The organism is Pseudomonas sp. PvP089, from assembly GCF_017875165.1.
Classification (GTDB): Bacteria; Pseudomonadota; Gammaproteobacteria; order Pseudomonadales; family Pseudomonadaceae; genus Aquipseudomonas; species Aquipseudomonas fortuita.
In genome coordinates this window covers 2,346,120-2,371,993 of record NZ_JAGGME010000001.1, presented here as the reverse complement: position 1 = coordinate 2,371,993, position 25,874 = coordinate 2,346,120, and the positions used below count along the sequence as shown (strand labels likewise).

The following is a 25,874-nucleotide window of genomic DNA, read 5'->3' as shown; positions in this document are numbered from 1 at the left end:
CACGTTCTGCACCGCCTGAAGGCCTGCACCAACCTGTGGGAGCTGGCTTGCCGGCGATAGGGCCGGTAGATGCAACACACAGGCACCTGCGATCGAGGAGGAATTGTGAACCCCGAAGCCGGCAGCACAGGTTTCGCTAGCGTCAACCAGGCCCCGGCCGTGAAGCGGCTGCGGGTACTGACGGTGAAAACCCACAAGGGCGTCACCGCCTTCAACCGGCGCTTCATTCTGCCGAAACTGCGCGAGGCGGTACGCAGCACCCAGGGCGACATCGTCTTCCTCCAGGAAGTAGTTGGTAGCCACGACCGCCACGCCGCGCGCTATCCCGGCTGGCCGCAGACCTCGCAGTACGAATTCCTTGCCGCCAACACGTGGAGCGACTTTGACTACGGCCGCAACGCGGTGTATCCCGACGGCCACCACGGCAATGCGCTGCTCACCTGCCATTGGCGGTGGAGGTCAGGCTCTAGCAATCATTCGTCATAGCCACGCAGGGGGAAATAGCGAAGCCCGCCATACCCGGGTGATTGTCTCGGGAAATCAGGTGCTTAAGGTGAGTTACACAACCTGAACAGATCTTTCACGCTTTCTTGACGCAAGCGGTGTCCTCTCCTTAGCTGAACATTATCTAGCAGTAAAGATCTCGCGCCGGGCCTCTAGCTCGCGCCTTCGTGCGCGCTTCAGAAGGCTGGCGTGCTGGTTTGGGTCGCCCACTGTTTTTGCCGTACAGCTCGTGACAACAGGCCAGGTCCTTGGGCTGTAAAACCACAAAAACAAAGGAGATCCGCCATGAAAAGCACCTCGAACCCCGTGCGTTTCGACAGCATTTTCTACGCGGTTTCCACGTCGCTGCTTCTGGCAACCCCGGTGGAAACTTTCGCGTACGAACTGCAGGGTGACCCCACCTCGCCCGGTTTTCTGCAACAGCCAGCGATGCCGCAGCTGTCGCTAGACCCGGCCAGCGCCAGTGGTTTGAGTATCGGTACCCTGAATGCGTTTTCGCAAACGATGAGCGCGCGGCACGGGCAGGCGGCGCCGGACATGATCGCCAGCCAGTGGGCGCAGTTTTTCCCGACCAACGCCCGCATGGGTACACAACCCCCAGACCAGCTGGAGGCACCCAGCCAGCAACTGGTGATCGGCCCGGACCTGTTCGTGCGTGAAACTGCAGCGGGCAATGTGCACCGTGCAGGGGTTTTCGTAGGGCACAACAACCTGCAGAGCAGCTTCAACGGCATACGCCCACTGCTGGGCGACAAGCAGCGCAATGCGGTGAACCTGAGCGGGGAAAGCCTGGGCGTGTACTGGAGCATGACCCATGAACAGGGCTGGCACCTGGATGCCGTGGCCATGGGTTCGCGGATCGATGTCCTGGGCCGGGGCGAAAACGGCCAACGCCTTGACGAAAGCGGCCATGCGATGACCTTTTCGGTGGAAGGCGGCTACCCGATCCGCCTGAGTGGCAACTGGGTAATCGAACCCCAGGCACAGTTGATCAACCAGCAGTTCTTCCCCGGCAACCAGGTGCAGGAAGAAACCCTGCAAGCCTTAGACAGCCAGCCGAGCTGGAGCGGCCGGGTGGGTGCAAAATTGTCCGGGCGCTACGAAGTGCGCGGCATGCCCATCGAACCCTATGTGCGGACGAACGTGTGGTACGACTTCAGCAATGCCGATGAAGTGAAGCTGGACCAGGTCGACAAGATCTCCAGCTCGCGCTACTCGACCACGGTAGAGCTGGGCTTGGGGCTGGTGGCGCGTGTCACGCCTTCTGTGGCCCTGTTTGTCAGCGCCGATTACAGCAGTGATGTGGATGACAATGACCTGAACGGGCTGATTGGCAGCCTTGGGGTGCGGATGCGCTGGTAGCCAGGCCCGGCCCTTTCGCGGGCACGCCCGCTCCCACAGCGACAGCACAGGGACGAACATTGTGCAATCCCTGTGGGAGCGGGCATGCCCGCGAAGAGGCCAGTGCAGGCAAAACGTCAGGCCGGTTTCATTATCAACACGCCAAGCGGCGGCAAATTTAGGGCCAGCGACAATGGCTGCCCATGGCTGGCGACTGCCTCACTGGCCACTGCCCCCAAGTTGCCCACGTTGGACCCTGCATACAGCTCGGCATCGCTGTTCAGCAGCTCCTGCCAGCGCTCGCCAAACGGCACGCCAATGCGGTAGCCCTCACGCGGCACCGGGGTGAAGTTGGCCACCACCAGCACCGGCTCGCCACTGCTGTTCCAGCGCAGCCAGGCGTACACGCTGTTTTGCGCGTCGTCCCCGATCAGCCACTGGAAGCCCTGCGGCTGGCAATCCTGCTCGTGCAGCGCCGGCACCTCACGGTACAGGCGATTGAGGTCGCCCACCAGGCGTTGCACACCTTGGTGCTCGGGGTACTGCAACAGGTACCAGTCCAGTTCGCTGTCATGGTCCCACTCACGCCACTGGCCGAACTCGCAACCCATGAACAGCAACTTCTTGCCAGGGTGCGCCCACATGAAGGTGAGGTAGGCACGCAAGTTGGCAAATTTCTGCCAGCGGTCGCCGGGCATCTTGTCGATCAGCGAGTGCTTGCCATGCACCACTTCGTCATGGGAGATGGGCAGGATGAAATGCTCGGAATAGGCATAGATCAGCCCGAAACTCATCTCGTTGTGGTGGTGGGCGCGATGCACCGGGTCGTTCTGGATGTAATGCAGGGTGTCGTGCATCCAGCCCATGTTCCACTTGTAGGCAAAGCCCAGGCCGCCCTGCTGGGTCGGCTGGCTGACGCCGGGCCAGGCGGTGGATTCTTCGGCAATGATCAGGGCACCAGGGGCCTCGACGGCAGCCACGCCGTTGAGGTGGCGAATGAAGTCGATAGCCTCCAGGTTCTCGCGCCCGCCGTAGCGGTTAGGCACCCATTCGCCAGCCTTGCGCGAGTAGTCGCGGTACAGCATCGAGGCCACCGCATCGACCCGCAGGCCGTCAATGTGGAAGTGCTTCAACCAGTGCAGCGCCGAGGCCATCATGAAGCCGCGCACTTCGTTGCGGCCCAGGTTGTAGATCAGCGTGTTCCAGTCCTGGTGGTACCCCTCCAGGGGGTTGTCGTATTCGTACAGCGCGGTGCCGTCGAAGCGGGCCAGGCCGTGTTCGTCGGTGGGGAAATGCGCCGGCACCCAGTCCAGGAGCACGCCTATGCCGCCTTGGTGGCAGGCATCGATGAACGCGGCAAAGTCCTCGGCACTGCCGTAGCGCGAGGTGGGCGCGAACATCGACAGTGGCTGATAGCCCCACGAGCCGCCAAACGGGTGCTCCATGATCGGTAGCAACTCGATATGGGTAAAGCCCAGCTCCTGCACGTAGGGCACCAGCCGCTCGGCCAGCTCGCGCCAGTTGTAGTAGCGCCCGACTTCGCCTGCCTCGTCCAGCTCGCAGCGCCATGATCCCGGGTGCAGTTCGTAAATCGACAGGGGGGCATTGTAACCATGGCGCTGGGCGCGTTGTGCCATCCAGTCGTGGTCCTGCCACGCATGGCTGAGCTCACCGGCCACCTTGGACGCGGTGCTGGGCGGCAATTCGGTAGCGCGGGCCAGCGGGTCTGCTTTGAGTGGCAGTATCCCGTCCTTGCCCAGCACCTCGAACTTGTAGGTTTCGCCCACGCCCAGGCGCGGCACGAACAGCTCCCACACCCCCGCGCCGTGGCGCAGGCGCATGGGGTGGCGACGGCCGTCCCAGTTGTTGAAATCACCCACCACCGATACCCGCCGGGCATTCGGCGCCCACACCGAGAAACACACGCCATCGATGCCATCGACCTGGATCGGCTGGGCACCAAAGCGCCCGGACAAGTCGCGGTGGTTGCCCTCGGCGAACAGGTGCAAGTCCATGTCGCCCAATTGCGGGCCAAAGCTGTAAGGGTCTTCGGTGATTTGCTCGCCGCCGGCCCAGCCGATGTGCAGCAGATAGGCCTGCGCATCATCCAGGTGCGCCGTGAACAATCCCGGAACTGCACCTTGCACCATTTCAGCCAGCACGCGCCCATCATCGCGCGCCAGCACCCGTGCATTCAGGGCATTGGGCAGGAAGGCGCGGATAAACACACCGCCCTTGCCATCGCCATGGGGGCCGAGTACTGCAAAAGGATCGGCGTGTTCGGCGCGGGCCAGGGCATCCAGGTCCCGTTGCCGAAGGCCGCCGTTTTCACGCGTGGTTGCATTCATCTATGACTCTCCCCAGGTACTGATCAGTCCATGCAGGCCATGCAAAGGCACGGCCAGCCAGGTCGGACGGTTTTCGGCTTCATATGTGATCTCGTAGGCGGCCTTTTCCAGGCAGAACAATTCCAGTGCCGCGCGCTCGCCGTCGGCCATTTTCCAGGCATGGGGCATGGCGGCGGTGGCCAGGCCGTAGGCTTCGACGAAGGCGTGGCGCGACTGGTGCAGGTACTGCCGGGCGACCCGCTGACGCGCCTGCTGCGCTGGGCCGGAAAGGTCGACCGCAGACGCGCTGCGCAGGATCATCGCAGCAGCATAGTCGAAGGAACGCAACACGCCGCTGACATCCTTGTACGGGCTGTGTTTTGCCCGGCGCTCTTGCAGTGGACGTGACGGTTCACCCTCGAAATCGATCAGGTAGGCGTCACCCTGCACCACCAGCACCTGGCCCAGGTGCAGGTCGCCGTGCACCCGCATCAGCAGGCCGCCCTCAGCCTGGTCCGCCAGGCTAGCGATGTGCTGGGCCAGGCCATCGCGCTGTTGCTGCAGGTCGTCGATCAAGGCCTGGCTGTCGCTGTCGAGAGCGTCACGGTGCTGGGCCAACAGTTCGAGGGCGTGGGTCAGTTCGGCGCTGATCTGCGCACCCCAGCGCTGGCTGTCGTCAGCATCGCTGGGGCGTGGGCGGAAGGCCTCATCATCGGTCGGCGCGGCCAGCAACAGGTGCATCTCGCCCAGGCGTTGGCCGAACAAGGCGGCAAAGCCGGTGAGTTCCTCCAACGCATCGGTGTGTACCTCGGCATCGCCGCCAGCCGGCGCCATCTGGTCGCGGATGGCCCGCTCCAGGGTGTTCTGGGTCCAGGCCCAGGCATCGCCCTGGTTGCTCAGGTAGCCCTGGGCGATCATCAGCAGGTGGGGGGCATTCTGCTCGTCCACCCGGCTGACCCAGGCAAGCAATGGCGAGATATTGGCAAAGCCGGCGGCGGTCAGGTAGGCACTCATTTCCAGTTCTGGGTGAATGCCCGGGTTGACCCGGCGGATCAGCTTGAGCACCACGCTGTCACCGATCACCACCGAGCTGTTGGACTGCTCGGCGCTGAGGTAGCGCACTGCACTTTCATCGTTCAACCCAAGGGCCGCCAGCAGGTCGGTGCACTCGAAACGCAGTTCGCCCGCGCCGCTGCCACAGGGCAGGCGCAGGCCATTCTGGCAGGCGTGCAGCACCGCGCGGATAAACGGTTCGAGCACGAAGGCATCGGTAATCAGGCCAACCTGATGGGCACGGCGCACCCGCGACAAGGCCAGCTGCTGCGGCAGCGCTGTGTTGATCTGGTCTTCGGGCAGCAGGCCAAACGGCAGCTGGTAGTGGTTGGCCGTCCCCCCGCCAAGCACCTCGATTTCGCTGAGCAGTACGGGCGTGGTGGCGGTAGCGAAGCGCACGCCGTAGCACAGGCGCACCTGGTCGATGGGCCCTTCCTTGCCGGCGAACCAGCGCCGCTTGGGCAGGTATTGCGGCAGGATGGTGGTTTGCAGGGTTTCGCGGGCGGGTGCTTCCAGCAGTTCTTCCATGCGCTTGCGCAATACCAGTGTAGTCAATTCGGGTAACCCCTCGGTGGCCTGGATGTGCCAACTGGGCATGCGGTCGTGGGAGGCCAGCAGGAACCAGTAAAAGGCATAGGGTGGCAGCGTCAACAGGAACGGCAGTTGCCCAATGGGCGGGAAGGCGCTGCCGCCGAGCATCTCCACCGGTACTTTGTCGGCGTATTGTGACAATTCCAGTTCGGCAGCCTGGGCGGCGCGGGACACGTTGGCCACGCACAGGATGACCTCGGTGTTGCCATCGGCATCGGTGTACTCGCGGATGTACGCAAGAATGCGCCGGTTGCTGGGCGTAAGGGTTCGCAGGCTGCCGCGGCCAAAGGCCTTCTGCTGCTTGCGCACGGCCAGCATGCGCCGGGTCCAGTTCAGCAGCGAGTGCGGGTCATGGCTCTGGGCCTCGACGTTTACCGTCTGGTAGCCGTACAGCGGGTCCATGATCGGCGGCAGCACCAGGCGCTGCGGGTCGGCGCGGGAGAAACCACCGTTGCGGTCGGGCGACCACTGCATGGGCGTACGCACGCCGTCGCGGTCCCCGAGGTAGATGTTGTCGCCCATGCCCAGCTCGTCACCGTAGTACAGGGTTGGCGTGCCCGGCATCGACAGCAACAGGCTGGTGAGCAGCTCTATACGCCGACGGTCACGCTGCAGCAGCGGCGCCAGGCGCCGCCGAATGCCCAGGTTGATGCGCGCGCGGCGGTCTTCGGCGTAGTAGTTCCACAGGTAGTCGCGCTCTCGGTCGGTGACCATTTCCAGGGTCAGCTCATCGTGGTTGCGCAGAAAAATTGCCCATTGGCAGTTGGCCGGGATCTCCGGCGTCTGGCGCAGGATGTCGGTGATCGGGAAACGGTCTTCCATGGCCAGGGCCATGTACATGCGCGGCATCAGCGGAAAATGGAAGGCCATGTGGCACTCGTCGCCATCACCTTCGCCAAAGTAAGGCCGGGTATCTTCCGGCCACTGGTTGGCCTCGGCAAGCAACATGCGGTCGGGGTAATTGGCGTCGATTTCAGCGCGGATTGCCTTGAGCACAGCGTGGGTTTCGGCGAGGTTCTCGTTGTTGGTGCCGTCGCGTTCGATCAGGTAAGGGATGGCATCCAGGCGCAAGCCATCGACACCCAGGTCCAGCCAGAAGCGCATCACCCCGATCACCGCCTTGAGCACCAGCGGGTTGTCGAAGTTGAGGTCTGGCTGGTGCGAGTAGAAGCGGTGCCAGAAATACTGGCCGGCGACCGGATCCCAGGTCCAGTTGGACTTTTCGGTGTCGAGGAAGATGATCCGCGTGCCGTCGTATTTCTGGTCGTCGTCCGACCACACGTAGAAGTCGCGCGTCTTGCTACCGCGCTTGGCGTGGCGGGCACGCTGGAACCAGGGGTGCTGATCGCTGGTGTGGTTGATCACCAGTTCGGTAATTACCCGCAAGCCGCGCTTGTGTGCCTCGCTGATAAAGCGCCGGGCATCGGCCATGCTGCCGTAGTCGGGATGCACGGCCTTGTATTCGGCGATGTCATAGCCGTCGTCGCGCCGCGGCGAAGGGTAGAACGGCAGCAGCCACAGGGTATTGACGCCCAGCTCGGCGATGTAGTCCAGCTTGCTGATCAGGCCTGCAAAATCGCCGATGCCGTCGTTGTTCGAGTCGAAGAACGACTTGATGTGCAACTGGTAGATGACGGCGTCCTTGTACCACAGCGGGTCATCGATGAAGGCTGCCGGGCGTGAACGCTTGGCCATGGGTGACTCCTTTCATTTTCCGGGTTGCTCTGCCAGCAACTGACTTGACCCCATCCCCGTAAGAGCGGGTATGACCGCGAACCAGACACCGCGGTGTTTGGCACCCGCAGCGCCGGTGCTCGCGGGCACGCCCGCTCCCACAAGGAGATGTGTGCCTTGCTCTACCGGGCTTTTTCGATACGCCAGATCCCGAAAGGCTGATGCCAGGGCTCGATACGCATCCATTGGGTCTTGCCATGCCAGGTCCAGCGGTGGCCGTTCATCAGGTCTTCGCCCTGGGTGTCGGCGTCGTCATCCAGGCCTAGCTCCCAAAGCGGCAGCTCGAAATGCGCCTCTTGGGCGTTGTGCGGGTCGAGGCAGATAGCCACCAGGATGTAGTTGTCGCGCTCAGGCGTACGCTTGGCGAAATACAGGATGTTGTCGTTCCAGCAGTTGAAAAACGCCACGCCCAGGTGCGTTTGCAAGGCGCGGTTCTGCCGGCGAATACGGTTGAGCTGGGCGATCTCGGCAATGATGTTGCCAGGCTGGGTGAAATCGCGCGGGCGGATCTGGTATTTCTCCGAATCCAGGTACTCCTCCTTGCCCGGCAAAGGCGCGCTTTCGCACAGTTCGAAGCCTGAGTACATGCCCCACAGGCCCGAGCCCATGGTTGCCAGCGCGGCGCGGATAAGGAAGCCGGCGCGACCAGACGTGTGCAGGAAGAACGGGTTGATATCCGGCGTATTGACGAAAAAGTTCGGCCGGTAGCACTGGCTCCATGGCGGCTGGTTTAGCTGCTCGAAATACTCGCGCAGTTCCTGCTTGTGGTTGCGCCAAGTGAAGTAGGTATAGCTTTGCGCGTAGCCAACCTTACCCAGGCGCGCCATCATCGCCGGCCGGGTGAACGCTTCGGCAAGGAAGATGACGTCGGGGTGCTGGCTGCGCACATTGGCAATCAGCCATTGCCAGAATGGCAGTGGTTTAGTGTGCGGGTTGTCGACGCGGAAGGTTTTCACGCCCTCCTCTACCCAGCCGACCACCACGTCGCGCAGCGCCAGCCACAGCGAAGGGACGGCGTCCGGGGCGTAGAAATCGACGTTGACGATGTCCTGGTACTTTTTCGGCGGGTTCTCGGCGTAGCGAATGGTGCCGTCGGGGCGCCAGCTGAACCAGCCGGGGTGCTCTTTGAGCCATGGGTGGTCCTGCGAGCACTGAATGGCGAAATCCAGCGCGATTTCCAGGCCATGCTCGGCAGCGGCAGCCACCAGTCGACGGAAGTCTTCGCGGGTGCCCAGTTGCGGATGGATGGCGTCATGGCCGCCTTCGGCACTGCCAATCGCATACGGGCTGCCAGGGTCGCCGGGCTCGGCCTTGAGGGCGTTGTTGCGGCCCTTGCGGTGCTGCATGCCGATGGGGTGGATGGGCGGGAAGTACAGCACGTCGAAGCCCATGTCACGGATCATTGGCAGGCGTTGGTGCACGTCGTTGAAGGTGCCGTGGCGCTGTGGGTCGTCAGTGATCGAGCGGGGGAACAGCTCGTACCAACTGGCGAACTGCGCAGCCGGGCGGTCGACATCAATGGGGAATTCACAGCTGCGGGCCAGGTAGCTGCGGTGCCCGGCTTCGCTCATCAGGTGTGCAACATCAGGGCCCAGGAACAGCGCCACCTGCCCGTCGCTATCCAGCTCCGCGAGGCGCTGCTGCACCGCTTCGAGCTCCTCACGCACGGCGCCGCTGCACAGTTCGATGCCTTTGCCCAGCATCAAGCGGCCCTCTTCCAGTTCGAGCTGTACCTCGACTCCGGCGTTGTACTTTTTCTCCAGATCGTGGCTATAAGTGGCGAACGGGTCGACCCAGGCCTCGATGCTGAACAGGTGTGGGCCAAGCTCGGTGGGGGTGAATTCTGCCAGCCACAGGTCGTTGCCCGGCGAGTGCATGGGCACGCAATGCCAGCGGCGGCTGTTGGCCTGACGCCAGTTGAGCATCACGGCCAGGCGGTCGTGGCCGTCGCTGTACACCTTGGTGCTGACCGCCACAGCCTGGCCGCTGATGGCCTTGGCGGCAAAGGTGCCGGCGTCGAGCACCGGTTGGGTGTCTTCGATCACGACACGCGGCGCCAACAGCGCCTGGGACAGGCTGATGGCCTGTTCGGGGTGATCGTTCGCCATGGGCACGCTTTCAAAGGGCTCGTTACGTGACATCGACCTTGCTCCCTCAGGCTGGTGGCGGTAAGGGTTCAGAGCCGGGCACAGGCGTGGGGTTCAAAAAAATTGAGCGAACGGCAGCTACCAGCGGTCAGAGCCTGCAGCACCTCTTCATTCCACCCACGCGAGGTCAGGCCATGAACATTCCCATTCCACCGGAAACCCCCGATCCCAACATTGACGACCCCAGCTTGCCACCGCCCGTGCCGGAAAAAGAGCCGGACGAGCTGCCGATCAAGCCAACCATGCCGCCGACGGTGGGCGACCCGCCGAGCCAGGAGCCACCGGTGAAGGCTTAAGGATAGACAAGGTTTTTATGCAGCATTGGCTGGTCTGTGGGCGGGTAAATCTGCCGAGAGGCCAGCCAAGCCAACGCATCAACCTGCAGATAGCGCCGAAATCTCCGCCACGCTGATCTCCCGCATGCGGAATTTTTGCACCTTGCCCGTCACCGTCATCGGGTATTCGTCAACAAAGCGGATATGCCGCGGCACTTTGAAATGTGCGATGCGTCCCTTGCACCAACCCTGCAGTTCCTCGACCGTGGCGTGGTGCCCGGGATGCAGCTTGATCCAGGCCACAATCTCCTCGCCATAGCGGCTGCACGGAATGCCGATCACCTGCGCATCAGCCACTGCCGGGTGGGTGTAGAAGAACTCCTCCAGCTCACGCGGGTAAATATTCTCGCCGCCGCGAATGATCATGTCCTTGTTGCGCCCGACGATACGCACATAACCGTGCTCATCCATCACCGCCAGGTCGCCCGAGTGCATCCACCCGGCCGGGTCGATGGCGTCCGCCGTGGCTTGCGGGTTGTCCCAGTAACCAAGCATCACACTGTAGCCGCGGGTGCACAACTCGCCGATCTCACCGCGCGCGACGATGCAGCCATCGGCGGCTACCAACTTGTTTTCCAGCTGCGGCTGGGTACGGCCGACGGTGGTCACGCGCAGCTCCAGGTCATCGTCCGGGCCGGTCTGCAGCGACACCGGGCTGGTTTCGGTCATGCCGTAGGCGATCTGCACTTCTGCCATGTGCATCTGGTCGATGACCCTACGCATCACCTCGATCGGGCAGGTGGCACCGGCCATGATGCCGCTGCGCAGGCTTGACAGGTCCATCTGCGCACGCGAGGGGTGATCGAGCATCGCGATGAACATGGTCGGCACGCCGTACAGGATGCTGGCACGCTCCTCGGCCACGGCGCGCAGGGTGAGCTCGGCGTCGAAGGCGTCGTTGGGGTAGATCATGGTGCTGCCGTGGGTGATGCAGCCGAGGTTGGCCATGACCATGCCGAAGCAGTGGTAAAGCGGCACCGGGATTACCATGCGATCGCAGGCCGTCAGGCCCAGGCTCTCGCCGACCATGAAGCCGTTGTTGAGGATGTTGTAGTGGCTGAGCGTGGCGCCCTTGGGCGCACCGGTAGTGCCGGAGGTGTACTGGATATTCACCGGCTGGTCGAATTGCAGGCTTTGCTGGCGGGCAGTACAGGCATCGGTCGATGTCTGCCCTGCCCGCTCGGCCAATGCGTGCCAAGGCAGGAAGCCGGCAGGCGGGTTGGCGGCCAGGCTGATCACGCCGCGCAACTCAGGCAGGCGCGGACTGGCCAGTTCACCGGGCGTGGTACTGGCCAATTCTGGCACCAGCTCCTGGACCATGGCGTGATAATCAGATGCCTTGAAGGCATCGGCGCACACCAGCCAGCGGCAGCCGGACTGACGCAACACATAGTCCAGTTCGCCCACGCGATAGGCCGGGTTGATGTTGACCAGGATGGCGCCGACCTTGGCACTGGCCAACTGCAGAATGCACCACTGGGCGCAGTTGGGCGACCAGATGCCGACACGGTCGCCGGTGTTCACGCCCAGGGCCATCAGCGCACGGGCATGCACTTCGACCTGTTCGGCCAACTGCCGCCAGCTGTAGCGCAAGCCCTGGTGGCGCGACACCAGCGCCTCGCCATCGGCACAGCGAGCCACCGTGGCATCGAAGGCCTGGCCGATGGTCTGGGTCAGCAAGGGTTGGTCCTGGCGACCGCGGGTATAGCTCGGTTGACTCATGGGTGTCCCTTCTTGTGGTTGTTCTGGGCACGACTGAAGCAAGCGGGAATACTCTGGCGCAGATTTACGTTTACGTAAAGGTGATGAGTAGATTGACAGTCACACCAGGCAGGTTTACGTTAACGTAAAGGTGATGAACGACATCTGACCTATGGCTTGACGTCGACCCTTGTGGGAGCGGGCGGTGAGTCCATAAGCGCCGATGTAACCCAATTTCAAGAACAAGAAGGTGCCCCAGCATGCATTACCCCTCCCTGAACTTCGCCCTGGGCGAAACCATCGACATGCTCCGCGACCAGGTGCGCACCTTCGTCGCCGCCGAACTGGCCCCACGCGCTGCGCAAATCGACCACGACAACCTGTTCCCCGCCGATATGTGGCGCAAGTTTGGCGACATGGGCCTGCTGGGCATCACGGTGTCGGAAGAGTACGGCGGCGCCGGCCTGGGCTACCTGGCCCATGTAGTGTCGATGGAAGAAATCAGCCGTGCCTCGGCCTCGGTGGCACTGTCGTACGGCGCCCACTCCAACCTGTGCGTCAACCAGATCAACCGCAACGGCACCCATGAGCAGAAGCTCAAGTACCTGCCCAAGCTGATCAGCGGCGAGCACATCGGTGCGCTGGCCATGAGCGAGCCGAACGCCGGCTCCGACGTGGTCTCGATGAAGCTGCGCGCCGAAAAGCGCGGCGATCACTACGTGCTCAACGGCAGCAAGACCTGGATCACCAACGGCCCCGACGCCAACACCTACGTGATCTACGCCAAGACCGACCTGGACAAGGGCGCCCACGGCATTACCGCGTTCATCGTCGAACGGGACTGGAAAGGTTTCAGCCGCAGCAACAAGTTCGACAAGCTGGGCATGCGCGGGTCCAACACCTGCGAACTGTTCTTCGATGACGTGCAAGTGCCGGCAGAAAACATCCTTGGCCAGCTCAACGGCGGCGTGCGCGTGCTGATGAGCGGCCTGGATTACGAGCGCGTCGTGCTGTCCGGTGGCCCGACCGGCATCATGCAAAGCTGCATGGACCTGGTGGTGCCCTACATTCACGACCGCAAGCAGTTCGGCCAGAGCATCGGCGAGTTCCAGCTGATTCAGGGCAAGATCGCCGACATGTACACCCAACTGAACGCCAGCCGCGCCTACCTGTACGCCGTGGCCCAGGCCTGCGACCGTGGCGAGACCACGCGCAAGGACGCTGCCGGGGTCATCCTGTACACCGCCGAACGCGCCACGCAAATGGCCCTGGAAGCGATCCAGATTCTCGGTGGCAACGGCTATATCAATGAATTCCCGGCGGGCCGCCTGCTGCGCGATGCCAAGCTGTACGAAATCGGTGCCGGCACCAGCGAAATCCGCCGGATGCTGATTGGCCGCGAGCTGTTCAACGAAACCCGCTGAGCATAAAGGACGGGCGCACATGGCTACCTTGCACACCCAGATCAACCCGCGTTCGGCGGAATTCGCCGGCAACAGCGCGGCCATGCTCGAACAGGTTCAGGCCCTGCGTGGCCTGCTCGCCCAGGTGGCCCAGGGCGGCGGGCCCAAAGCCCAGGAGCGGCACACCTCGCGTGGCAAGCTGCTGCCGCGCGAGCGCATCGACCGCCTGCTGGACCCGGGCTCGCCATTCCTCGAAATCGGCCAACTGGCTGCCCATGAGGTATACGGCGAAGACGTGCCCGCCGCCGGCGTGATCGCCGGTATTGGCCGGGTCGAAGGCGTCGAATGCATGATCGTGGCCAACGATGCCACGGTCAAAGGCGGTTCCTACTACCCGCTGACAGTGAAGAAGCACCTGCGTGCGCAAACCATCGCCCAGCAGAACCGCCTGCCGTGCATCTATCTGGTGGACTCGGGCGGTGCCAACCTGCCGCGCCAGGATGAAGTGTTCCCCGACCGCGAGCATTTCGGGCGGATCTTTTTCAACCAGGCAACCATGAGCGCGCAGGGCATCCCGCAGATTGCCGTGGTGATGGGCTCGTGCACGGCTGGCGGCGCCTACGTACCCGCCATGGCCGACGAAGCGATCATGGTGCGCCAGCAGGCGACCATTTTCCTGGCGGGCCCACCGTTGGTAAAGGCCGCGACCGGTGAAGTGGTCAGCGCCGAGGACCTGGGCGGCGCCGATGTGCATTGCCGCATCAGCGGCGTCGCCGACCATTATGCCGACAATGACGAACACGCCCTGGCCATCGCCCGGCGCAGCGTGGCCAACCTCAACTGGCACAAGCTGGGCAAGCTGCAGCGCCTGGCCCCGGTGGCCCCCCTGTATGCCGCCGACGAGTTGTATGGCGTGGTCCCGGCGGATGCCAAGCAACCGTTCGACGTGCGCGAGGTCATCGCGCGGCTGGTCGATGGCTCGGTGTTCGATGAGTTCAAGGCGCTGTTCGGCACCACCCTGGTGTGCGGCTTCGCCCACCTGCAGGGCTACCCGGTGGCGATCCTGGCCAATAACGGCATCCTGTTCGCCGAAGCTGCGCAAAAAGGCGCGCACTTCATCGAGCTGGCCTGCCAGCGTGGTATTCCGCTGCTGTTCCTGCAGAACATCACCGGCTTCATGGTCGGCAAAAAGTACGAAGAAGGCGGCATCGCCAAGCACGGTGCCAAGCTGGTCACCGCCGTGGCCTGCGCCCAGGTGCCGAAGTTCACGGTGATCATCGGCGGCAGCTTTGGCGCCGGTAACTACGGCATGTGCGGCCGCGCCTATGATCCGCGCTTTTTGTGGATGTGGCCCAACGCGCGCATTGGCGTGATGGGCGCCGAACAGGCCGCTGGCGTGCTGGCGCAGGTCAAGCGCGAGCAAAGCGAGCGCAGCGGCCAGCCCTTCAGTGCCGAAGACGAAGCCAGGCTCAAGCAACCGATCCTCGACCAGTACGAGCACCAGGGCCACCCCTACTACTCCAGCGCCCGCCTGTGGGACGACGGCGTTATCGACCCGGCACAAACGCGCGATGTGCTCGGCCTGGCATTGTCTGCCGCACTGAACGCTCCGATCGAACAGAGCCGCTTCGGCATTTTCCGGATGTGACCCATGAGCGATTTCAGCACCCTTGAAGTAACCCGCGACCCACGCGGCTTCGCCACCCTGTGGCTGAGCCGCGAGGACAAGAACAACGCCTTCAACGCGCAGATGATCCGCGAGCTGATCGTCGCCATCGACCGACTGGCCGAAGACGCAAGCCTGCGCTTTGTGCTGCTGCGCGGCCGTGGCCGGCACTTCAGCGCCGGTGCCGACCTGGCCTGGATGCAGCAGTCGGCGCAGCTGGACTTCAACACCAACCTGGATGACGCCCACGAACTGGGCGAACTGATGTACGCCCTGCACCGCCTCAAGGCCCCTACCCTTGCCGTGGTGCAAGGTGCCGCCTTTGGCGGCGCGCTGGGCCTGATCAGCTGCTGCGACATGGCCATCGGCGCCGAAGATGCCCAATTGTGCCTGTCGGAAGTTCGCATCGGCTTGGCCCCGGCAGTCATCAGCCCGTTTGTGGTCAAGGCCATTGGCGAGCGTGCCGCGCGCCGCTACGCCCTTACCGCCGAGCGTTTCAGTGGCGTACGGGCCCGCGAGCTGGGGCTGCTGGCCGAGGTGTATCCGGCCAGTGAGCTGGACGCCCAGGTCGAAGCGTGGGTGAACAACCTGCTGCAGAACAGCCCGCAAGCCTTGCGCGCCACCAAGGACTTGCTGCGCGAAGTGGACGACGGCGAACTCAGCCCAGCCCTGCGTCGCTACTGCGAAAACACCATTGCCCGCATCCGCGTCAGCGCCGAAGGCCAGGAGGGCCTGCGCGCTTTCCTGGAAAAACGCCGCCCCGCCTGGCAAACCGATGACAAGAAGGAACCGCGCCCATGAGCCGCCCCGCTTTGACCACCCTGCTGGTCGCCAACCGTGGCGAAATCGCCTGCCGCATCATGCGCACCGCCAAGGCCATGGGCCTGACCACTGTCGCCGTGCACAGCGCAACCGACCGCGACGCCCGGCACAGCCGCGAAGCGGATATCCGCGTTGACCTGGGCGGTACCAAGGCCGCCGAAAGCTACCTGCTGGTCGACAAGCTGCTGGCCGCTGCCAAGGCCAGCGGTGCCCAGGCCATTCACCCGGGCTATGGTTTCCTTTCCGAGAACGCAGGCTTCGCCCGGGCAATTGAACAGGCCGGGCTGATCTTTCTCGGCCCACCGGCCAGCGCCATCGACGCCATGGGCAGCAAGTCGGCGGCCAAAGCGCTGATGGAAGCCGCAGGTGTACCGCTGGTGCCGGGCTACCACGGCGAAGCCCAGGACCTGGACACCTTCCGCGCCGCCGCCGAACGCATCGGCTACCCAGTGCTGCTCAAGGCCAGCGCTGGCGGCGGCGGCAAGGGCATGAAAGTGGTCGAGGAAGAAAGCCAACTGGCCGACGCCCTGGCCTCAGCCCAGCGTGAAGCGCAGTCATCGTTCGGCGATGCGCGCATGCTGGTGGAAAAATACGTGCTCAAGCCGCGCCATGTGGAAATTCAGGTGTTTGCCGACCAGCACGGCAACTGCCTGTACCTCAACGAGCGCGACTGCTCGATTCAGCGCCGCCACCAGAAAGTGGTCGAAGAAGCCCCTGCCCCCGGCCTGTCGCCCGAACTGCGCCGGGCCATGGGCGAAGCGGCGGTGCGTGCGGCCCAGGCGATCGGTTACGTGGGTGCCGGCACCGTGGAGTTCCTGCTCGATGCCCGTGGCGAGTTCTTCTTCATGGAGATGAACACCCGCCTGCAGGTGGAACACCCGGTCACCGAGGCCATCACCGGCCTGGACCTGGTGGCCTGGCAGATTCGCGTGGCCTGCGGCGAGCCCCTGCCGATCACCCAAGAGCAAGTGCCGCTGATCGGCCATGCCATCGAAGTGCGGTTGTACGCCGAAGACCCGGCCAACGAGTTCCTGCCCGCTACCGGCAAACTGGCGCTGTACCGGGAATCGGCGCCTGGCGAAGGTCGGCGGGTGGACAGCGGGGTCAGCGAAGGCGACGTGGTGTCGCCGTTCTATGACCCGATGCTGGGCAAGCTGATTGCCTGGGGTGAAAACCGCGAACAGGCACGCCTGCGCTTGCTGGCCATGCTAGACGAGTTTGCGATTGGCGGGTTGAAGACCAACATTGCCTTCCTGCGCCGCATTTTGGCCCACCCTGCGTTTGCGGCGACAGAGCTGGACACCGGATTCATTCCACGCCACCAGGACGTGCTGCTGCCAGCGCCAGGTGCGCTGCCGGCGGGCTTCTGGGAGGCGGCAGCCGAAGCCTGGCTGCAAAGCCAGCCCGGGCATCAGCGCGATGACGACCGCAGTTCGCCATGGGGTGCGCACAACGGCCTGCGCCTGGGCCTGCCGGCACGCAGCAGCCTGCACCTGGTGAGCGGCGGGCAGGACCAGGCGGTTGCACTGGAACGCAGCGCTGCGTCCACCTGGCAGTTAGTGGGCGAGCAACTAGTGCACGATGAGGCAGGTGTGCGCCGCCAGCATTTGGCGATTCGCCGCGACGGCACGCTGTACCTGCACTGGGATGGCGAGATGCACGCCATTCAGGCCTTCGACCCGATTGCCGAAGCCGAGGCCAGCCATGGCCATCAAGGCGGCCTGGGTGCGCCCATGAACGGCAGCATCGTACGGGTGCTGGTAGAGCCGGGGCAGGTGGTTGAAGCCGGTACGGCACTAGTGGTGCTGGAGGCCATGAAGATGGAACACAGCATTCGTGCGCCGCATGGTGGGACCGTGAAGGCGTTGTTCTGCCATGAAGGGGATATGGTCAGCGAAGGGACGGTGCTGGTCGAACTGGCTGAGTGAGGTAAGCGGGGTCCACCGCCTAGCTCGGACGGCGAAAGTTTGCGCGATCACTGTGGGAGCGGGCATGCCCGCGAACACCGGCAAAGCCGGTGCCATAAACCGCGTTGGATTCTTCGCGGGTGAACCCGCTCCCACAGGGCCAGCGCAATGCTTGAGATCGGCACCGTACTTGTGGGAGCCCCGCTTGGCGATGGGCCGCGCAGCAGCGCCGGCTATCTAGAAGGCCCCATGCACCCGCACGACCACCCCCAGGAACTCGCAGCCCTCTTCACACAGGATTGTCGGATAGCGCGTATTCAACGGTTTGAGCATCTTGTCGCCACCCTCCTCGACCAACTGCCGCAACACTGCAGGCCGCCCCGGCTGCCGCGCAATCACCAACCTGCCGGGTTCTGCCTGCAGGCCCGTGTCCACCAGCACTCGCATGCCCTCAGGCACGCTCTTGCCACTGGCTGCATTCATCGAGTCGTTTTCCACCACTAGCCAGAACGCATTGCCTGCGGGCATGTAATCCGTCTGTTCGTGGCATTTGCCCGCTTCAGGCAAAGGCCCCTGCAAGTCAGCCCAGGTCAGAACCGGGAAGCGGAAGCTTGCATAAAGCAGCGCTTGGGTTGATACCGGGGGCTCGACCGCATAGCGCCCAGGGGCTTCGCGCAAGATGTCACGCTCTACCACCATGACTTGTGCTTCCAGAAACACCAGGCCAAGTTTCTCGAGCTTTTCGTTTATGGTTTCCAGCGTCGGCCGCCGCGTGCCACGTAGCCAATGACCCACGCCACCCTGAGTCATGCCCAGCCGTTCGGCCAGCTTCAGCTGGCTGAGGTTGTGTTCGCGCTTGTAGCGCTTGAGAAATGCGTTCCAGTTTTCCATGAGCGGAAACAATACGGACTGTATTATCCGCAGCAATACACAATCTGAATTATTTATTTGATCATAATCAGTACAGATTGACCTATCCTCTGATTCCATTGTGTTTAAAGGGAAATCACAAGGTATCGCGATGAAACCACCGAAAAACGACGAAACAGATCTCGACAGCGAAGCCGCCCGCCGCGCCCTCGACTACTACCTCAATCCCAAGCCACAGCGCCCTACCCTGGACAACAAGATCTGGACCCTGCACGAGAGCGTCACGAGCGACCAGGCCCAGGAACATGCCATCGCCCTGCTGCGCTGCGCCGCCGCCACCGCGCAGGAAACTGCCAGCCACCAGCATGGCAGCCAGCGCGAACTGACCTACGCGTTGATGCACATGATGGACATGGCCCGCGCCCTGCTGGAGCACAATCGCGCCGCAGATCCGGAATTCTGAAGAAAAAAGAAAGGGAGAGAACGTGATGGCCTGGAACGGCAAATGCCCCGATTGCCGGGACAAGGAAGCGCATCGGTAAAACTTTTTTACCGAAATGGATAAAAATCATTTGACTGGCAAATGATAACGATTATTATTGCACTCAGCTGATCGCGAGACCAGCTGGATAACCTGGAGCTTAGGTCGCTCTCAGATTATCTCCTCATCAGGCTAATCACGGTTTTTGACCCGGCTTTTTGCCGGGTCTTTTTTTTGGCTCTTCAGGCTAATGAAGATCGTAATGGCGCGCATGATAGCAAAGGTGTTTCAGGGCGTGAACGCTCATTACAAAACTTTGCGGAATCAGCACTTGAGAATCAATCTCGTTTCGCCTACGCTGGTTCCGCATCAAGGAAGATGCCCCCACCCCTCCCCCTTTCATGCAAGGAGCTGTCCATGACCCGTCTGTTACTGCCCCTTGAGCACCCAACGCCTGTTACCGAACACGATCCCGATCGCGCCTTGCTGCATGCGCTCAAGCGGCTGCCACGGCGTGTGCAGCAAGTGTTCCTGCTCAACCGCCTCGACCAACTGGACTTTGCCAGCATCGCTGCCCGCCTCGACTTGCCCCTGGCGAGCATCGAGCAAAACATGGACCAGGCGCTGCAGGCCGGGCGCTCACGCCGTGATGTGCTGTCGAGTGTTGCCGGGCAATGGTATGTGCGCTTGCAAAGCCCACAGGTGACCGCTTGCGAACGGATCGACTTTCGTCGCTGGCTGGATGCGGATACGGCAAACCTGCAAGCGTTTCACGAAACCGAACTGCGCTGGCGCAGCCTGTTGGCCCCGGCACGGCAACTGGGCCATGACGGCTGGTACCGGCAAGGCAGGGCGGCGCTGTCGCTGGGTGGGTGCTCGATTGCGGTCGGGCTTGGCGTGGCGGCGTTGGTAGTGTTTGGTCTCTGGGCCTGATTACGCACCCGTACGTCGGTCAAAAGCGCTCGGCCGGGTCTGTGGTCATGAGCATCTGCTGGAAGCGCTCCAGAAAGATCGACTCGGCTTGGGTAAACTTCTGTTCCCGGTTCCACAGCAGGTACACGTTCACATCGATCACCCCGTCCCACGGCGGCAGTCGCCACAGCTCATTGGCCTGGACATCCGCCGCGACGATGTGCTCCGGCAGGCAGCCGATGCCGTAACCGGCCCCCACCAGCCGCAGAATTTCATCCAGGCTCGGTGACGATGCAACAATACGCCCGGTAAACCCCTGCTGATCACGAAACACCGTCAGCGGCGACAGGTTGCCGCCCATCTGGTCACTGGTGAAGCTCACAAAGTTCTCGCCCTGCAGATCCGCCAGGGTGAGGTTCTTGCGACCGAACAAGCGATGGCGCTTGCCACAGAAAAACGCGTAGCGTTGTTCTAACAGCACCCGTTGTTCAAGCCGGGGCTGGGGCGTGCGGCACAGGCTCAGGCCGAACGAGGCGGTCTTCTGCAACAAGCCACTGGCCACATCCGAACTACGCAGCACATCGATCTCCACCTCCACCTGGGGGTAGTCACTGTGGAATTGTGCAAGAAACTCATCATACACGCGGGACTGGATACGGCTGATGCTCAGCAGGCGGATCTTGCCCGTCACTGTTTCGGCAGGGCGGTCCAGCGCAGGCCCCAGCCGCGAGACCGTGCCGTATAGCTCGGCAGCGATCTGCATTACCTCTTCCCCCGCCTGCGACAGGTTGATGCGTGGCCCGCGGCGTACCACCAAGGCACTGCCCAACTGCTCCTCAAGACGCCTCAGCGCCTGGCTTACCGCCGGCTGGCTCAAGTGCAGCCGTGCCGCAGCGCGGCTGATACTGCCCTCCTGGCCGATCACCAGAAATGTTCGCAACAGGTTCCAGTCGAGGCGATCGTTGAGGAAACGCTTGGCTTCGGGGTCCCTGGTGAAGGGCGTTGTCGTCGGCATCATTATTTGTTGATCTTATACTGGAGTATTCGAATTAGAAGCTTTTCCTAGCATAGGACTTGGCCCAATATCTGGCAACGCACCACCAGGGTGCCTTTGTCATACCCGTGCTGAGGGTTCTCCCCGAACTGGGCGATTGATCGCACGCGTTACCAAGAGGTGATCCATGAAAGCGTTTTTCCATCCAGCTCAACGCCTGCACCACCCCCGCTCCTATCTGTCACGTGGGCAGATGCGCCAACCACAGGAAGTGCCGGCACGCATCGAACCGCTGCTGGCAGTGGTCAATAAGCTAGGCTACCCGCTGTTCGAGCCCGCTGACCACGGCCTGGCGCCGCTGGCGGCGGTGCATGGCCAGGCGTATCTGGACTACCTGGGCAGCGCCTACCAGCAGTGGCATGAAGTGCCGGAAGACTGGGGCGATGAGGTGATGTCCAACATCTACATCCGTGAAGGCAACCCGTTGCGCGGCATCCTCGGCAAGACCGCCCGCTACCTGGCCGATGGCAGTTGCCCGATCGGCGAGCACACCTGGCAGGCCGCCTACTGGTCGGCGCAGAGCGCAGTGGCCGCAGCACATGCGGTGATCGAAGGCGACCAGGCCGCTTATGCGCTGTGCCGGCCGCCAGGGCACCATGCCCGCGCCGAAGCGGCGGGTGGGTTCTGCTATCTGAACAATGCCGCAATCGCCGCCCAGGTGCTGCGTGGCAAGTTCGACAAAGTGGCCATGCTCGACACCGACATGCACCACGGCCAGGGCATCCAGGAAATTTTCTACGAGCGCAACGATGTATTGTACGTGTCGATTCATGGCGACCCGACCAACTTCTACCCCGTGGTCGCCGGGTTCGATGATGAGACCGGAGCGGGTGCAGGAGCAGGCTTCAACCTGAACCTGCCCATGGCACACGGCGCCAGCGAAGCGGATTTCTTAGCCTGCATGGACCAGGCGGCAACAGCGCTGCACGCCTTCGCTCCCGACGTGCTGGTGCTGTCGCTGGGCTTTGATATCTACGAAAACGACCCCCAATCCAAGGTCCACGTCAGCCATGAAGGGTTTTACCTTCTGGGGCAGCGGATCAAGGCGCTGGGCCTGCCTTGCGTGGTGATCCAGGAGGGTGGCTACGACATTGCGACCCTCGATGAAAATGCCTCGCGCTTTTTTGCCGGGATGGCTGCCTAAGGCAACACCCGTGCGGCGCCGAACCTGAGCGACACGCGAGCTTGTGCAGCAATAATCGACTACGGGCTGGTCCACTCCAGCTCAACCACCACTGGGAAGTGATCCGAGGGAAGCACGCCGTTGATGAGGCGATCGTCGGTAACGAAGCTGCGCGCATGGAAGCCGCGCTCCAGCACCCAGTCCACGCGCACTGTGGCCTTGCCGGTGAAACCATGGAAGGTATTGCTTGGCCCCCGCGGGGTTTTCACTACAGGACGGGTATCCTGCAATACGCGGGAAAGCGCCAGGTAAGCCGAACTGCCGGGTTCAGCATTGAAATCACCTGTTAGCACCACGGGCACGCCAATGGGTAATTTGTCGACGCGAGCGGCGATCAGCTCTGCCCCCTTGACCCGCGCCGTCTCATCCTCTGCGCGATAAGGCAGATGAGTATTCAGGAAATAGAAACGGCGGCCGTCCTCGATCCGACGGAATAACGCCCAACTGACCATGCGAGGAAAGAGATTGCCCCAGCTGACGCTCCCTGCAACGTCAGGCGTGTCCGACAGCCAAAAGTCACCCCATTGTTCCGCCGTCATCTGCGTGCTGTCGTAGAACACACCCATATGTTCATCGCCGTCGCCGCCGCGTCGCCCCTCCCCGAACCAACGGTAGCCGGGAAGGTGAGCTGCCAGATAATCAGCCTGCTCCTGCACGAGCTCCTGAGTACCGATAACAGCGGGCTGGACATCCAGAATCATCGTGACCATCGCGGCCCGACGGTCTTCCCACCGCTTACCAGGCGCAGCGTCGACCGGTGTGCGCACATTGAATGACATGACCTTCAACGATTCGGGCAGCCCTGCCCAAACATTACCCGGCAGTACAAGTATCAGCAGCGCCAGCAGTATAGGTTGATAGATGGACACCCTCATGGAATCCCTCCGTAGATCCGCATAGGGGGTAGGCTACTGATGAAGGCACATCAGGTTCACACATTACCTCTGCGGGTCAGCGCACGCCCTGACGAAGTTTTTTAACTCATCAACATCGCTCGCTTACGCGCCTCTCGAGCAATGACTTTGAATCGCGTGACGCTTTGTGTCCACTAGCAAAAATGACAGGTCAGTTCAAACTCGTGCCGGGCAGCATTGGCATTGCGCCAACCTGCTTGGTTTACGAAAAAGGCAGAACCTCGGCAAGCACGACCCAGCCGTGAAGCGCGGCTGGTGTTTATAAGCACGATCGAGATCGAGGATGAGACTCAAGGTAAAACCAAAGCAAGGCGACTGAGGGCGTAGATAAGAAAAAATCAATTGCCAGGCACTGTAGTCCAGCGTGTTTGACCTGGGAACTGCCTCCCCTATATGCAGTGACTGACAACACATTTTGCTCATTTATGCCAAGCAGGCGCAACGATAAAGTTGACTATCAAGCTGGGGTTTACTGTAATCCTATAGTTTGTTGAACGTGGCAGGTCCCGCTACGTGTATTCCTACACGGAGGTTAGATGCTCAACAGGACCACAGACGATTGGGAGCGATTGCGAGAGTTACCGGCATTGCTCAAGGAGCTCCCTCATCTCGCTGCAGGGTTGGGATTTACCTTCTACAGCTTCAGATACACCAGCCCCCCCTACGAGCTCCACTCAGAAAACCTCTTGCCCGGCGGACGCAGGATCGTCCAGGCGGCATTGGATTTTCGACCCCCTTATCTTCAAAGCTCGGACATCCCATTGTTATGGGAACCCAAAACATTCGCCAAGGGCCCGGCTCTGTGGTCGCAGGCTCGGGAACTGGGCCTTTGTCATGGGTGGTTACAGCCTGTGCATCAAGGGGTTATCCGCAGCTGCCTGGCCCTGCTACGCCCCCACGTCAGCATGTCTATTACAGAGCTTTATGAGAAAGCTGCCGGCGTCATGTGGTTGACCGAACGACTGCACCTTGCCGCCGGACGCGATGCAGCTGTCAGGTCAAAGTCAATTTCCCTGGGACTGGGATAGTCAGAACAACGTGTTGAAGCGCCCGCTGGCCCCACAAGGGCGAAGGTGTCAATGAGCGGCGTTTCGATGAGGCTCGACATGTAACAGCCGTCCCGCGTGCTGGTGCTCATCCACTCCTGCTATTCAAGTAACTCACCACCACCATCTTCAGCCATGGACGGGTGACGCTTTGTCTTGACCGCAAGCGCCAAGGCTTGATGCATATCCAGCCGTGCAAACTGCTCAACTGCGCAAGCAACATTGTTCGAGCAAGCGGCAGCTCTGATCGGTCGCGTCGGCCCAATGCGGCGTGCCTGATCAGGTCTGGCAATCATCGGCAATGCACTCTCGCGTAACAAGTGCTTGATTTGTCGTGGGGTGAGATCAGGGTTGATGGAAATCATCGCAGCGACCACGCCAGTGACCAGGGCTGCGGCATACGAAGTGCCACACCCTCCACCCCGCCCGGCCCTCACCGCAGTCGATCGAGAGGGATTCGGACACGCGGCAGCACTGATGTCGATACGAGGGCCAACGTTTGAACTGCTACGAGGCACTGCGAAACGAGGGTCAGCCACATCCACAACCTGGCGACTTCGCTGATGCCCACCCACTACTACAAGCTGAGCTGATGACAATGATGCAGGCAGATGATCATCGGTAGTGGAGGCGCTATTACCCGCTGAATTGACCACCACAACGCTCGAATGCCGGTGTTCTAACCAATCAAAGAAACGCCTCAATAACAATTCGTACCCGGCCATTGCCTCGTCGGTGCGGACGTTGATATCTACAGGTTCGCCCCTCAGGTTGAGCGTTCCTATCCGGTGAACCCCCCAGCTCCAATTGAGCACCCGCACACCGTCTTCAACAAGGTTCACCGAAGCAGCGATGCGAGCCGTAACACCTGACGCTGCGCCGCGATCCACAATGATGTCGAAGCGCCCGCCCACGGCACCCAACCGACTTAGAAAAGCCACATTGCCGCGCGGATACAGGCGAGCCGCAAGTATTCCGGCAACCACTGAGCCGTGCCCGTTTATCGCAGAACTGTGGCGGGCGTAAAGGCACGTGCCGACGCCTTTGCACGGCGCTGCAAACGCCGAGAAATCAGTCGATTCAAAATTGACACCCTTCTCTACCACGCCGACTACCACGTTAGTTGGCTGAAAACTCCGCCCTTGCTCACGAACATTGTGCTTAAAGGCCTCCACTGCCTGCTCGAGTTTGTTGGCGATCCACCCCGCCTGGTCAGGCGGCTCGATGATTCGTTCAGGATCTTCCGGTCGCTCTGGGTTGTCATCCTCCACTACGATCCCCTGCACGGCAGGGTCGCTTTTCATGCTGCTCACGATGCTGTGACGCGCTGCCAATGTGCGAGCGCGCAGACGCACTTGAACAACATTCAAAGGCGGTATCACCCCAACGATGTCCACGTCGTACTGAAGCGCAATCCTTCGCGTCTCCAGCAGGCCGTTAGTATTTTCACGCAAGATCAAACTGACCAAATCCAGAGCAGTCACCACCCGGTCATTGATAGTCACGAGACGGTCTTGGCTGGGAGATTGCACCCAGCTTTGCCTTGTGCTGAGCCAGACCGCGTTGCTCGTAAACCCGCCAGCACTTAGCCAAACCGGGCCACTGTTTACCCCCTCAGCTAAGTTGAAGCACAGGGAATCCCGCTGCTGCTTGACACGCGATATGGGCAAAGTAACTCCATCGACCACCACAGCTGGAGGTGCCTGATTCACACCCCGCACTTGCGCGCACCATTTTTGAAAGCCGGCCGTGTCGCCACGACCATAAGGCGCGAGGTCATCTATTCGTAACGTGTCGGAAGCTTCAGCGCCGCAGGTCAGGAGGATCGCCGCCCAAGCCGTTAACAACATTCGTCCGTTCATTTCTGCCACTTCCCTGTTGCT

At 62.0% G+C, this 25,874-nt stretch carries 17 protein-coding genes and 1 pseudogene; 10 read left to right on the top strand and 8 right to left on the bottom strand.

Annotated elements, in window-relative coordinates; genetic code table 11:
* Window positions 1–105: 105 nt before the first annotated feature.
* Both J3A71_RS10785 and J3A71_RS10780 read left to right on the top strand, forming a co-directional pair.
* A pseudogene (locus J3A71_RS10785) lies at window positions 106–441 on the top strand (EEP domain-containing protein); the annotation flags it as partial.
* A 348-nt stretch (window positions 442–789) separates the two neighbouring features.
* Entirely contained in the window at window positions 790–1,866 is a 1,077-nt protein-coding gene (locus J3A71_RS10780; RefSeq protein ID WP_209952845.1) for an autotransporter outer membrane beta-barrel domain-containing protein, read from the top strand.
* Window positions 1,867–1,982: 116 nt separating this feature from the next.
* On the opposite strand, the gene glgB is transcribed toward J3A71_RS10780, so the two are convergent.
* From glgB to J3A71_RS10765, 3 genes are all read right to left on the bottom strand, one after another.
* Window positions 1,983–4,193 carry a 1,4-alpha-glucan branching protein GlgB gene (glgB, locus tag J3A71_RS10775; protein ID WP_209952843.1) on the bottom strand — a complete coding sequence of 737 codons (2,211 nt, stop codon included), beginning with the start codon at window positions 4,191–4,193 and terminating at the stop codon, window positions 1,983–1,985.
* Complete coding sequence (gene treS / locus J3A71_RS10770) at window positions 4,194–7,511, bottom strand: maltose alpha-D-glucosyltransferase (RefSeq protein WP_096426537.1); 3,318 nt, start codon at window positions 7,509–7,511, stop codon at window positions 4,194–4,196. It lies immediately after the preceding gene.
* A gap of 161 nt (window positions 7,512–7,672) precedes the next feature.
* A complete protein-coding gene (locus tag J3A71_RS10765; protein WP_023048823.1) occupies window positions 7,673–9,691 on the bottom strand; it encodes an alpha-1,4-glucan--maltose-1-phosphate maltosyltransferase in 2,019 nt (672 codons plus the stop codon).
* 140 nt (window positions 9,692–9,831) lie between these two features.
* Between J3A71_RS10765 and J3A71_RS10760 the strand changes: the two genes are divergently transcribed.
* The gene (locus J3A71_RS10760; protein WP_016488167.1) at window positions 9,832–9,993 is read left to right on the top strand and encodes a hypothetical protein; all 162 of its coding nucleotides are present in this window, start codon (window positions 9,832–9,834) and stop codon (window positions 9,991–9,993) included.
* A 78-nt stretch (window positions 9,994–10,071) separates the two neighbouring features.
* Here the strand turns inward: J3A71_RS10760 and J3A71_RS10755 are convergent, their stop codons facing one another.
* Window positions 10,072–11,754 (bottom strand): AMP-binding protein, encoded by a 1,683-nt coding sequence (locus J3A71_RS10755; RefSeq protein WP_016488168.1) that lies wholly within the window; start codon window positions 11,752–11,754, stop codon window positions 10,072–10,074.
* A 239-nt stretch (window positions 11,755–11,993) separates the two neighbouring features.
* On the opposite strand from J3A71_RS10755, the gene J3A71_RS10750 reads away from it, so the two are divergent.
* From J3A71_RS10750 to J3A71_RS10735, 4 genes are read left to right on the top strand one after another with little or no spacing between them, the layout of a single operon-like run.
* Window positions 11,994–13,157 carry an isovaleryl-CoA dehydrogenase gene (locus J3A71_RS10750; RefSeq protein WP_023048821.1) on the top strand — a complete coding sequence of 388 codons (1,164 nt, stop codon included), beginning with the start codon at window positions 11,994–11,996 and terminating at the stop codon, window positions 13,155–13,157.
* 19 nt (window positions 13,158–13,176) lie between these two features.
* Window positions 13,177–14,784, top strand: a complete 1,608-nt coding sequence (locus J3A71_RS10745) for a carboxyl transferase domain-containing protein (RefSeq protein WP_096426538.1) — start codon at window positions 13,177–13,179, stop codon at window positions 14,782–14,784.
* Between the two features lie 3 nt (window positions 14,785–14,787).
* A complete protein-coding gene (locus J3A71_RS10740) occupies window positions 14,788–15,603 on the top strand; it encodes a gamma-carboxygeranoyl-CoA hydratase (RefSeq protein ID WP_016488171.1) in 816 nt (271 codons plus the stop codon).
* Window positions 15,600–17,552: an acetyl/propionyl/methylcrotonyl-CoA carboxylase subunit alpha gene (locus J3A71_RS10735; RefSeq protein WP_096426539.1), complete on the top strand. Its 1,953-nt coding sequence runs from the start codon at window positions 15,600–15,602 to the stop codon at window positions 17,550–17,552. The genes J3A71_RS10740 and J3A71_RS10735 overlap by 4 nt, the downstream gene beginning before the upstream one ends.
* A gap of 216 nt (window positions 17,553–17,768) precedes the next feature.
* On the opposite strand, the gene J3A71_RS10730 is transcribed toward J3A71_RS10735, so the two are convergent.
* The gene (locus J3A71_RS10730) at window positions 17,769–18,422 is read right to left on the bottom strand and encodes a S24 family peptidase (protein WP_209952841.1); all 654 of its coding nucleotides are present in this window, start codon (window positions 18,420–18,422) and stop codon (window positions 17,769–17,771) included.
* A 130-nt stretch (window positions 18,423–18,552) separates the two neighbouring features.
* Between J3A71_RS10730 and J3A71_RS10725 the strand changes: the two genes are divergently transcribed.
* Both J3A71_RS10725 and J3A71_RS10720 read left to right on the top strand, forming a co-directional pair.
* Window positions 18,553–18,864, top strand: coding sequence for a hypothetical protein (locus J3A71_RS10725; protein ID WP_016488174.1), 312 nt, complete (start codon window positions 18,553–18,555; stop codon window positions 18,862–18,864).
* 435 nt (window positions 18,865–19,299) lie between these two features.
* Entirely contained in the window at window positions 19,300–19,815 is a 516-nt protein-coding gene (locus tag J3A71_RS10720) for a DUF4880 domain-containing protein (RefSeq protein ID WP_016488175.1), read from the top strand.
* A 19-nt stretch (window positions 19,816–19,834) separates the two neighbouring features.
* Here J3A71_RS10720 and J3A71_RS10715 read toward each other — a convergent pair whose 3' ends face one another.
* Window positions 19,835–20,812, bottom strand: coding sequence for a LysR family transcriptional regulator (locus J3A71_RS10715; RefSeq protein WP_016488176.1), 978 nt, complete (start codon window positions 20,810–20,812; stop codon window positions 19,835–19,837).
* Between the two features lie 163 nt (window positions 20,813–20,975).
* Between J3A71_RS10715 and J3A71_RS10710 the strand changes: the two genes are divergently transcribed.
* Window positions 20,976–21,992 carry a histone deacetylase family protein gene (locus tag J3A71_RS10710; protein WP_016488177.1) on the top strand — a complete coding sequence of 339 codons (1,017 nt, stop codon included), beginning with the start codon at window positions 20,976–20,978 and terminating at the stop codon, window positions 21,990–21,992.
* A 59-nt stretch (window positions 21,993–22,051) separates the two neighbouring features.
* Here J3A71_RS10710 and J3A71_RS10705 read toward each other — a convergent pair whose 3' ends face one another.
* Window positions 22,052–22,906 (bottom strand): endonuclease/exonuclease/phosphatase family protein, encoded by an 855-nt coding sequence (locus J3A71_RS10705; protein WP_023047563.1) that lies wholly within the window; start codon window positions 22,904–22,906, stop codon window positions 22,052–22,054.
* A gap of 1,186 nt (window positions 22,907–24,092) precedes the next feature.
* Window positions 24,093–25,853, bottom strand: a complete 1,761-nt coding sequence (locus tag J3A71_RS10700; RefSeq protein ID WP_231995279.1) for a S8/S53 family peptidase — start codon at window positions 25,851–25,853, stop codon at window positions 24,093–24,095.
* Window positions 25,854–25,874: the final 21 nt, after the last annotated feature.